The following is a 10,533-nucleotide window of genomic DNA, read 5'->3' as shown; positions in this document are numbered from 1 at the left end:
GTTGTGGTTCGCGGCTTCCTTCTTTTTTTTTTCCCCCCCCCATGCACCCCCCCCCCCCCCCCCCCCCCCCCCCCCCCCCCCGCCACCCGGCCCGGACGGCCGCTCTACCAGATCGCGTCGACCCACTCCGGGTGGTCGACGAACGGGTTGCGGTTGTGCTGGTAGGTGTCGTAGATGACCTGGTTGCGCTTCTCCTCGAAGGCGCTCGGCGGGTCCTCGTCGTTCCACTCCTTGAGCACGGACAGCTTGCCGATGTACGGGGCGCTGCCGTTGTTGACCTTCTCGTCGGGCTCCAGGTTCGCGAAGCCGTCGTCGCCCTCGTAGCGGACCGCCATGTAGAGGATCATGCGGGCCACGTCGCCCTTGTCGGCGTCGCGCGGCTCGAAGGAGTCGGAGTCGACCTTGCTGCCGCCCCCGTTGGTGACCGCGCTGCCGCCGTTGTCGAAGTCCAGGTTGCCCCGGATGCTGTTGACCTGGACGTCCGCCGGGCGCAGATGGTGCAGGTCGGTGCCGGGACCGGTCACCTCGCCGAAGTCGCCGTGCGACTTGGCCCAGGTGTGCTCACGGTTCCAGTCGCCGACGTCGCCGCCGTTGAGGGACTTGGCGCGCGAGACACCGCTGTACAGCAGGATCACGTTGCTGCTGTTGTTCGGGTCCTGGTCGGTGACCATCAGCGCGTTCCAGACCGCGGAGTACGAGATCTTGGTCTGGCTGCTGATGATGGTGTGCAGCGAGGCCTTCAGGGTCGTGCCGGACTTGCCGATCGCGTTCTTGTAGTACGTGCTGTCGTACGCGGTCGTGGTGGCGCTCGCGGGGGTCGCGGTCATCGTCGGCAGGGTGAGGCCTACGAGGACCACGGAGGTGCTCAGCGCCAGGGTTTTCCAGCGGCTCATGTGCGTGGCGGGCATCGTGGGGTGTCCGTTCTACGCGGGTTGAATGGAGTGGATAACCGGGAGAATGACATGGACATGAGGTTCCTTGGGTTAAAGAGAGGTGTCGGTTCCGTGTCGGGATTCAACAACTCGGCCACCGAGTGCGAGACATGACATACCGGAGCCTCCGGCCGGGATCGTCGAGCGTCGAGCGGCCCCCGACCGGGTGTGGTCAGGGGCCGCCGGGTGCCGGGAGTGGGGTCAGCCGAGGTCGGAGGGGTCGAGCCGGTAGAGCGTGGAGGTCGACTGGCCGCTGCTCTGTGTGCCGGAACCGGAACCGGAGTTGGACCCGGAGCCCGAGCCCGAGCCGGAGTTGGAGCCGGAGCCGGTCCCTGAGCTGGAGCCGGACCCGGCAGTGGAGCCCGACTCCGAAGTGGAGCCGGACGACGCGGACTTGTCGTACGCGCTCTCCTTCACCGCCGTGCCGTTCTTCTCCACCCACGCGGTGATCTGCGAGTTGAGCGTGTTGTTGCCGCCCATCCCGCCGCCCATGCCGCCGCCGAGCTGGATGTAGTGCAACTCGCCCTTGCGCACGAGCTCCTTGAGCTTGGCGAGGGTCATGGCCTTGTCGGAACCGGTGAAGCCGAACATGGAGATGACGGGCTTGCCGGTGCTCACGATCAGCTGGGCCGCACCCTGCGAATTGGACACGGCCAGCAGCCACTTGGCGCCGTCCTGATGCTTCTCCAGGTAGGAGGCCAGGGCGCTGCTGGTGGTGCCGCCCATGCCGCCACCGCCCATGCCGCCGCCCCCGCCGAGGCCGCCCGCGCCGCCGGGCTGGTCTCCGGTGCCGCCCGGGGCGGCACCGTTCCCGCCCTCGGCCTGGCCGCCGCCGGGGAACTCCCCTTTCCCGGCGCCCTGTTGGCCGGTGTCCTGGCCGCCTTGGGGGAAGCCGCCCTGGGGCGGTTCGCCGTTCCCGCCGGGTGCCTGGCCGCCGGGGAAGCCCCCGGCCTGCCCGCCCGCCTCGGCGTTCGGACCGCCCTGCCGGGTGCCGCCGAACCCGCCCCGGCCGCCGCCGGGACCGCCGCCGAAGCCGCCGCTGCCGGTGGACGGGCCCGCGGTCGGGTTGGTGCCGCCCATTCCGCCGCCACCCCGGCCGCCGCCGGCGGCCAACGGCTCGGCGACGGCGTACGCCGCCGGTCCGGCGAGGGCCGCGACGACCGCCGCGGCCACGGACGCGGTGAGGAGCCGGGCACGGTTGGTGGAGCCGAGCCGGGCGCGGTTGCCGGAGCGGAAGACGAACAGGCCCGTGACGGCCAGTGCCATGACCACCGCGACGGCCGGCCACAGCCAGCCGTTCCAGTCGGCGGCCCGGCGCAGCAGGACGACCGCCCAGATCGCGGTGACCGCGAGCCCGGCGGGCAGCACCCACACCCAACGGGCGTCCGGGCCGCGGAAGGCGCGCAGCAGCAGGACGCCGCCCGCGCCGGTCAGGGCCGCGATGCCGGGGGCGAGCGCGGTCGTGTAGTACGGGTGCATCGTGCCCTCGGCCATGCCGAACGTCAGATAGTGCAGGACGGTCCAGCCGCCCCACAGCACCAGCGCGGCACGCGTCGGGTCGGTGCGCGGCGCGCGCCCGCACAGCACCAGGCCGCCCACGAGCGCGATGCCCGCGAACGGCAGCAGCCAGGAGATCTGGCCGCCGAGGATGTCGTTGAACATCCGGCCGAGGCCCGCGGTCCCGGCGAAGGTGCCGCCTCCGCCACCCCCGCCGCCTCCGCCGTTGCCCTCGCCGCCCAGCACCCGGCCCAGGCCGTTGTAGCCCATGATCAGGTCCCAGGCGGAACCGTCCGTGGAGCCCCCGATGTACGGGCGGTCGCCGGCCGGTACGAGCGAGACGGCGGCCGCCCACCAGAAGCTCGCGACGGCCAGCGCCACGGTGGCGAGCAGCAGGTCGCGGACCTTCTTCGCCCAGCCGAGCCGGGAGGCGTACAGGTACACGGCGAAGACGGCGGGCAGGGCGATGTACGCCTGGAGCATCTTGGTGTTGAAGGCGAGGCCGAAGAACACCGCCGAGCCGAGCAGCGGCAGCAGTCTGCCGTCGCGGGTGGCCCGCAGGCCCAGCGCCGCGCCCGCGACCATCAGCAGGACGAGCGTGGTGTCGGGGTTGTTGTCGCGGTTGATGGCGACCGTGATCGGGGTCAGGGCGAGGACGAGCGCGGCGATGGCGGCTGCCGCGTGCCCGAAGTACCGCTTCACACTCGCGTGCAGGATCCAGATCGTGCCGAGCGCGGCGGCGACCATGGGCGCCATCATCTGCCAGGTGCCGAAGCCGAAGACCCGGCAGGACAGACTCATGATCATGAGCGCGAACGGCGGCTTGTCGACGGTGATGAAGTTGCCCGCGTCGAGGGAGCCGAAGAACCAGGCCTTCCAGCTCTGCGTACCGCTGAGCACCGCGGCGCTGTAGAAGCTGTTGAGGCTGGAGGCCGACAGGTTCCAGGAGTACAGGGCCGCGGCCAGTACGAGGATCGCCAGCAGCGCGGGCAGCGACCAGCGGGGTGCGGCCGACGGCGCCGTCTCCGCGGGCCCGGCCGGCACGGGAACCGGCGGCGGGGCGGGGGGAGTCGTGGGGGCGTCGGGCGATGGGTCAGTGGCAGACGTCACCACCGCACCCTGACGCGAGGTGATGGGCGGGGACTGTGCTCCACCTGGGGGCGAGCTGTGCATTCGGGCCACCGCGCCCCGGGTTTCCGCCCCTCAGGTCTCCGCACCCGGGCTTCTGTGCCCCGGGTTCCCTGGTCCGGGTCTCCGTGCCCCGGGCTCCTACGCCCTGGGCCTCTGTACCCCGGGCTCCTGCATCCCGGGTCTGCCTTGATCGTCCGCGTCCCGCGTCCCGGGCCCCGGGGTCTCCGCGCTTCGCGCCCGCGGGCTTTCGCCCGGGGTCCTTTGCGTCCCGTGCCCCGGGTTTCTGCGTTCCGGGGCTGTGCTCCGAGGCTTTGGGATCGAACTCCCGTCCGCGGAACACCCGTACAACCATCGATCGCCCTTGCGAGTCATCAGAGAGCGCGCGCCCTTGGGTGCGTTCGTATCGCTTCAAGGGGATGGGAAGCCTCCATGATTCACCGGATATCCCGGCGTGCCCGTGTGCTCGCAGTGAGCCTCGGCGCCGGGGTCATCGTGCCGCTCGCGGTCGCCGCGACCCCCGCCGCCGCCGCGACGGCGCCGACGGTCAGCTGTACGTCGGGCAAGGCCGGCCTGGCCGCCAAACTGCAGAAGGACATCACCGCGGCGCTCGCGAACCGCAAGGGCACCGTCGCGGTCGGCCTCTACGACCGCACCACGAACACCACCTGCGCACTCCGCGCCACCACCGCCTTCGACTCGGCCAGCACGGTGAAGGTCACCGTCCTCGCCACGCTGCTCTGGGACGCGAAGAAGCACAACCGCTATCTGACGAGCACCGAGACGTCGCTCGCCACCAAGATGATCACCCAGTCGGACAACGCCTCGACCACCAAGCTGTGGAACCAGCTCGGTCTGACGAAGATCAAGGGCTTCCTGACCGCCGCGGGGATGACGAAGACCACGCCGGGCACCGGCGGCTACTGGGGTCTGACGCAGATCAACGTCACCGACGAGCAGAAGCTGCTGAAGCTCGTCACCGCCAAGAACACGGTGCTGAGCGACAACTCCCGCGCGTACATCCTGAAGCTGATGGGGCAGGTCATCTCCTCGCAGCGCTGGGGGACACCGGCCGGGGCGCCCTCGACGGTCGCCGTGCACGTCAAGAACGGCTGGCTCTCGCGCTCCACGAACGCCTGGCGGGTGCACAGCCTCGGCACGTTCAACGGCGGCGGCCACGACTACATGATGTCGGTGCTCACCGTCGGCAGCAGCACCATGGACTACGGCGTGGCCACCATTCAGGGCGTCGCCAAGGCCATCCACAAGGACCTCGTGCCGGTCACCGTCAGTGCCCAGCGCTACACGCCGACGGCGACGCCGAAGGAAGCCTTCCCGGCCGTCCCGGCGAGCTGACCGGGACCGCCCTCCCGCCTCGCGAAGCCCGTACTCTCCCGTCCGCCCGCCCGGCCACCGCGCCCGGCGGGCGGACTGCTGTCGCGGCGGCCGGCGGACGAATTGTTGCGGAGGGATGAAATCCGCTTCGCCCGGTGTTGGTGCCTCCGGCGGAGTGAGATCTACGGAAGGTGCCGGAGTGGCGACGGAACGGGGATGGGCGCGGCGGCTCGCCGGGTACGCGTGGCGGTACCCGAAGGACGTGGTGCTCGCGCTCGGCTCCTCGCTGGGCGGCATGGCCCTGATGGCGGTGGTCCCGCTGATCACGAAGGTGATCATCGACGACGTCATCGGGGACCACAGCAGAGGCATGGCCCCCTGGGCGGGCGCGCTGCTCGGCGCGGCGGTCGTCGTCTACGTCCTCGCCTACGTCCGCCGCTACTACGGCGGCCGGCTCGCCCTCGACGTCCAGCACGATCTCCGTACGGACATGTACGAGACGATCACCCGGCTGGACGGGCGGCGCCAGGACGAGCTGTCCACCGGGCAGGTCGTGGGCCGCGCGACCAGTGACCTCCAGCTGATCCAGGGCCTGCTCTTCATGCTCCCGATGACCATCGGGAACGTCCTGCTCTTCCTGATCTCCCTCGGGATCATGGCGGCGCTGTCCCTGCCGCTCACCCTGGTCGCGCTGGCCGTCGCCCCGGCCCTCTGGTTCGTCGCCAGGCGCAGCCGCTCCCGGCTGCACCCCGCCACCTGGTACGCGCAGGCGCAGGCCGCCGCCGTGGCGGGTGTCGTCGACGGCGCCGTCAGCGGCGTCCGCGTGGTCAAGGGCTTCGGCCAGGAGGACCAGGAGACCGGCAAGCTGCGCGAGGTCGGGCGGCGGCTCTTCGCGGGCCGGCTGCGGACCATCCGGCTCAACGCCAGGTACACCCCGGCCCTCCAGGCCGTGCCCGCCCTCGGCCAGGTCGCGATGCTCGCGCTCGGCGGCTGGCTGGCCGTGCGCAGCGAAATCACCCTGGGCACCTTCGTGGCGTTCTCCACGTACCTCGCGCAGCTCGTCGGACCCGTGCGGATGCTGGCCGTCGTCCTCACCGTCGGACAGCAGGCCCGCGCCGGCGCCGAGCGCGTCCTCGAACTCATCGACACCGAGCCGTCGATCAAGGACGGCACCAGGACCCTGCCGGCCGACGCGCCCGCCACCGTCGAGTTCGACGACGTGTCGTTCGGATACGTGGAGGGCCGGCCGGTCCTGGACGGGCTGAGCTTCGAGATCCGGCCCGGCGAGACCCTCGCCGTCGTCGGCTCGTCCGGCTCAGGCAAGTCGACGGTCTCGCTGCTGATGCCCCGCTTCTACGACGTGACGCACGGCGCCGTCCTCATCGGCGGGCACGACGTCCGCGAGCTGACCACCGAGTCGCTGCGCGCCGCGATCGGGCTCGTCCCCGAGGACTCCTTCCTCTTCTCCGACACCGTGCGCGCCAACATCGCGTACGGCCGTCCCGACGCCACCCAGGACGAGATAGAGACGGCGGCGCGCGCCGCCCAGGCGGAGCGTTTCATCGCCGAGCTGCCCCGCGGCTACGACACCAAGGTCGGCGAGCACGGCCTGACCCTCTCCGGAGGCCAGCGCCAGCGTGTCGCGCTCGCCCGCGCCATCCTCACCGACCCGCGGCTGCTCGTCCTCGACGACGCCACCTCCGCCGTGGACGCCCGGGTCGAGCACGAGATCCACGAGGCGCTGGGGCACGTCATGGAGGGCCGTACGACCCTGCTGATCGCGCACCGCCGCTCCACCCTCAACCTCGCCGACCGCATCGCCGTCCTCGACGGCGGACGGCTCGCCGACATCGGCACCCACGAGGAGCTCCAGGCCCGCTCCGCGCTCTACCGGCGGCTGCTCACCGACCCCGACGAGCTGGGCGGCGTCTCCCCGGGACACGCGTTGCCGGCGGCGCCGCGTGAGGACACCTCCGTACGCGACGAGCTGGACGCCGAGTTCGACGCCGAGCGCGGGGTGACACCGCGCCTGTGGACCGGCGACCGCGAGCCCAGGGACAACGCGCTCGAAGGGATGCCCGCCACCCCCGGACTCCTCGCCCAGGTCGAGGCGCTGCCCCCGGCCACCGATGTCCCGGACATCGACGAGGCCCGCGCGGTCGGGGCCGAGGACTCCTACGGACTGCGCAGACTGCTGCGCGGCTTCGGGGCCCCGCTGCTCATCAGCCTCGCGCTGGTCGCCGTCGACGCGGTGATGACGCTGCTGCTGCCCATCCTGATCCGGCACGGCATCGACCAGGGCGTCACCCGGCTCGCGCTCGGCGCGGTGTGGGCGGCGGCCGCGCTCGCGCTGGTCACCGTGCTCGTCCAGTGGGCCGCGCAGATCGGCGAGACCCGGATGACGGGACGTACCGGCGAGCGGGTCCTGTACGCGCTGCGCCTGAAGATCTTCGCGCAGCTCCAGCGCCTCGGGCTCGACTACTACGAGCGGGAGCTCACGGGCCGGATCATGACCCGGATGACGACCGACGTCGACGCCCTGTCGACGTTCCTGCAGACCGGGCTCGTCACCGCGTTCGTCTCCGTCGTCACCTTCTTCGGCATCATGGTCGCCCTGCTGGTGATCGACGTACAGCTGGCGCTGGTCGTCTTCGTGACGCTGCCGCCCCTGGTCATCGGCACGTTCTTCTTCCGCCGGGCGAGCGTCAAGGCGTACGAACTGGCCCGCGAGCGGGTGTCGCTGGTCAACGCCGATCTCCAGGAGTCGGTGTCCGGGCTGCGGATCCTCCAGGCGTTCCGGCGCGAGGACGCGAGCGCGCGGCGGTTCGCGGAGGGCAGCGACAGCTACCGCAGGGCGCGGATCCGCGGGCAGTGGCTGATCTCCGTCTACTTCCCGTTCGTGCAGCTGCTGGCCTCGGGGGCCGCGGCGGCCGTGCTGATCGTGGGCGCCCACCGGATCGACTCCGGCACGCTCACCACCGGCGCGCTGGTCGCCTACCTCCTCTACATCGACCTGTTCTTCGCGCCCGTGCAGCAGCTCTCGCAGGTCTTCGACGGCTATCAGCAGGCCACCGTCTCGCTGGGCCGCATCCAGGAACTGCTCCGGGAGCCGACCTCGACCAAGGCCGCCGCCGAGCCACTGGAGGTGCCGTCACTGCGGGGCGAGATCGCGTTCGAGGACGTCGACTTCGCGTACGGCCCCGCGGACGAGGCCGAGGAGGCGCTCAGCGCGGTGTCGCTGCGCATCCCCGCCGGGCAGACCGTCGCCTTCGTCGGCGAGACCGGCGCGGGCAAGTCGACGCTCGTGAAGCTGGTCGCGCGGTTCTACGACCCGACGGGCGGGCGGGTGACGGTCGACGGCACCGACCTGCGCGACCTCGACATCACCTCCTACCGGCACCGGCTCGGTGTCGTCCCCCAGGAGGCCTACCTCTTCCAGGGGACCGTCCGCGACGCCATCGCCTACGGCCGTCCCGGCGCCACCGACGCCGAGGTGGAGGCCTCCGCCCGCGCGGTCGGCGCGCACGAGATGATCGCCACACTGGAGGGCGGCTATCTCCACGAGGTCGCCGAGCGCGGCCGCAACCTCTCCGCGGGACAGCGCCAGTTGATCGCGCTGGCCCGCGCGGAGCTGGTCGATCCGGACGTGCTGCTCCTCGACGAGGCGACGGCCTCGCTCGACCTGGGGACGGAGGCCCTGGTCAACCGGGCCACCGACCGGCTGGCGGGCCGCCGTACGACGCTGGTGGTCGCCCACCGGCTGACGACGGCCGCGCGTGCCGACCGGGTCGTGGTGATGGACCACGGCCGGGTCACCGAGGACGGCACCCACGACGAACTGCTCCGCCTCGACGGCCGGTACGCCGCGCTCTGGCGGACCTTCGTGGGTTCCCCGGAACCCGAGGAGCCCGTCAGCTCCTCGGCCTGATGCCAGTTCCTGGGCCCGATATCAGCTCCTCGGCTTGATGTCGGAGATCTTCTTCGTCGCCAGATCCGACTGCACCGTCAGATAGGTGTACGTCGGGTGCTGGACGGAGCCCCAGGTCAGCCGGACCGTCGACCAGGTGTGCCCGGCGCCGCTGTCGCCCGGCGTCACCTTCCAGGCGCTCGGCACGTCCTGGGCGCGCAGCACCCCGTCGGCGTGCTGGTGGTTCTCCCATGTGGTCAGCCGGGTGCGGAGCCCTGGGGTCAGGTAGAACGAGCGGAGCTGGGTGCTGAGGCGGCCGGAACCCCCGTCGGTCACCGCGTCGACGTAGGCGCCGTAGAAGTCGGCGACGCGGTCGTAGGCGGGGCCGTTGCTCCCGCTGCGGGCGGGCGGTGGGGCGGTGGAACTCGCGACCGCCGGCGCCGAGGCACCGGCTGTGATCAGAAGGGCCGCGGCGACGAGTGCGCGGCTGGTCGTACGGGAGGACTTGATGCCGGACATGAACTACCGCCTTTCGTTTTCTGACCAGTTGGACCCCGGGTAAACGGGCACGGTTGTCCTGAAAAAGGAAAAAACCTCTCACGGGTGAGGCGGGATCGACAGCGATGTCGTAGCGGTACGCAACCATCCGCCGTATGTCCTGCGTCCGTACACCAGTACGCCGATTGCCGCGGGAGGGACGACAGTGGACAGTGGTGCGATACGCCGACGGCTGGCGCTCGGCCTGGCCGTGCTGACCGCGGCCGGACTGCTCGCGATCATGAGCCCGGGCAGCGCCCAGGCGGCCCCGTCCAGCTGCTCGGGCCGCAAGGTCCGCACGCTGCCCTTCACGACCGGTTCCGTGCAGGTGTACAAGCGCAGCGGCTATGTCTGCGCGGTGACCTTCCCCGGGGCACGGGGTTCCCGCAAGCGGATGTCGGTCAGCGTGCAGGCGCGCGGCGGCCGGCCCGTGATGGACTCCGGGCGCTTCGCGCATCACGCGGGCCCGGTGACCCTGTACGCGGGCCATCGCTGCGTCCGGATCAAGGGCTCGGTCGGCTCGGGTTCGGTGAGTTCCGGCTGGATCCTCTGCTGAGCCGTATTCCTCCGGGGGCCTCGCCGGTTCACACCGGGCGGGCGCAGCCCACCGGCCTGGTGCCGCCGAGATCGACGTAGAGCTCCGTGGCGGACGGGCACGTGGGGCGGGTCGTCACCGCCGACGTCACCTTGTACTGAGGGCGCTTCCCGCCCGTCCCGTCGCACGCCGTCTCGCGGACCTGTCCGCGGCCCGATCCGTAGACGCAGTCGCCGACGATGGTCCGGGGGCCTCCGCCGCCGCCCGGGTCGCCGGGGTGCGGGGGTTCGAGCTTGCGCATGCAGGCGTAGCCCCGGGGGACGGCGGTGTCGCCGCTCCCGCCGGAGGGGGGCTCGGTCTCGCCGATGCGCAGGACGAAGTCCGTGGTCGCCGGGCAGGACGGGCCGTCCGCGACGTCGCCGTCGTAGCGGGCGGTGACCCGGGCGGCGGCCCGTTCGCTGCCGCAGGGCACCTCGGTGAAACTGGTCGTGCCGAAGGAACTGCACTCGCCGCGGCCCAGGAAGACCGATCCGTAGCCGGAGGGGCGCGTCGAGGCCGCCGCCGGTTCGGGACCGGCGGCTCCGGAGCCGGATCCGGACCAGCGGTCGCAGCCCGCGAGGGCGGTCCCGGCCAGCAGCAGAGCGCACACCATTCCCGCGGAA

At 71.7% G+C, this 10,533-nt stretch carries 7 protein-coding genes; 3 read left to right on the top strand and 4 right to left on the bottom strand.

Going from position 1 to position 10,533, the window contains the following annotated elements; translation table 11 throughout:
- Window positions 1-104: 104 nt before the first annotated feature.
- Entirely contained in the window at window positions 105-908 is an 804-nt protein-coding gene (locus tag ACZ6KY_RS10415) for an endonuclease I family protein (RefSeq protein ID WP_469309916.1), read from the bottom strand.
- A 225-nt stretch (window positions 909-1,133) separates the two neighbouring features.
- Window positions 1,134-3,539: a glycosyltransferase family 39 protein gene (locus ACZ6KY_RS10410; protein ID WP_469309915.1), complete on the bottom strand. Its 2,406-nt coding sequence runs from the start codon at window positions 3,537-3,539 to the stop codon at window positions 1,134-1,136.
- A 450-nt stretch (window positions 3,540-3,989) separates the two neighbouring features.
- Here ACZ6KY_RS10410 and ACZ6KY_RS10405 point away from each other — a divergent pair, with 450 nt between their 5' ends.
- A complete protein-coding gene (locus tag ACZ6KY_RS10405) occupies window positions 3,990-4,913 on the top strand; it encodes a serine hydrolase (protein ID WP_469309914.1) in 924 nt (307 codons plus the stop codon).
- Between the two features lie 178 nt (window positions 4,914-5,091).
- On the top strand, window positions 5,092-8,820 hold the full coding sequence (locus ACZ6KY_RS10400; protein ID WP_469309913.1) for an ABC transporter ATP-binding protein: 3,729 nt from the start codon (window positions 5,092-5,094) through the stop codon (window positions 8,818-8,820).
- A gap of 21 nt (window positions 8,821-8,841) precedes the next feature.
- On the opposite strand, the gene ACZ6KY_RS10395 is transcribed toward ACZ6KY_RS10400, so the two are convergent.
- Window positions 8,842-9,318: a hypothetical protein gene (locus tag ACZ6KY_RS10395; RefSeq protein WP_469309912.1), complete on the bottom strand. Its 477-nt coding sequence runs from the start codon at window positions 9,316-9,318 to the stop codon at window positions 8,842-8,844.
- Window positions 9,319-9,502: 184 nt separating this feature from the next.
- Between ACZ6KY_RS10395 and ACZ6KY_RS10390 the strand changes: the two genes are divergently transcribed.
- Entirely contained in the window at window positions 9,503-9,892 is a 390-nt protein-coding gene (locus ACZ6KY_RS10390) for a hypothetical protein (protein ID WP_469309911.1), read from the top strand.
- Between the two features lie 28 nt (window positions 9,893-9,920).
- Here the strand turns inward: ACZ6KY_RS10390 and ACZ6KY_RS10385 are convergent, their stop codons facing one another.
- Window positions 9,921-10,523, bottom strand: coding sequence for a hypothetical protein (locus tag ACZ6KY_RS10385; protein ID WP_469310127.1), 603 nt, complete (start codon window positions 10,521-10,523; stop codon window positions 9,921-9,923).
- Window positions 10,524-10,533: the final 10 nt, after the last annotated feature.

The organism is Streptomyces sp. NPDC042002 (genome assembly GCF_055588305.1).
The sequence above is the reverse complement of the archived record's forward strand: the minus strand, read 5'-3'. Positions and strand labels throughout refer to the sequence as shown.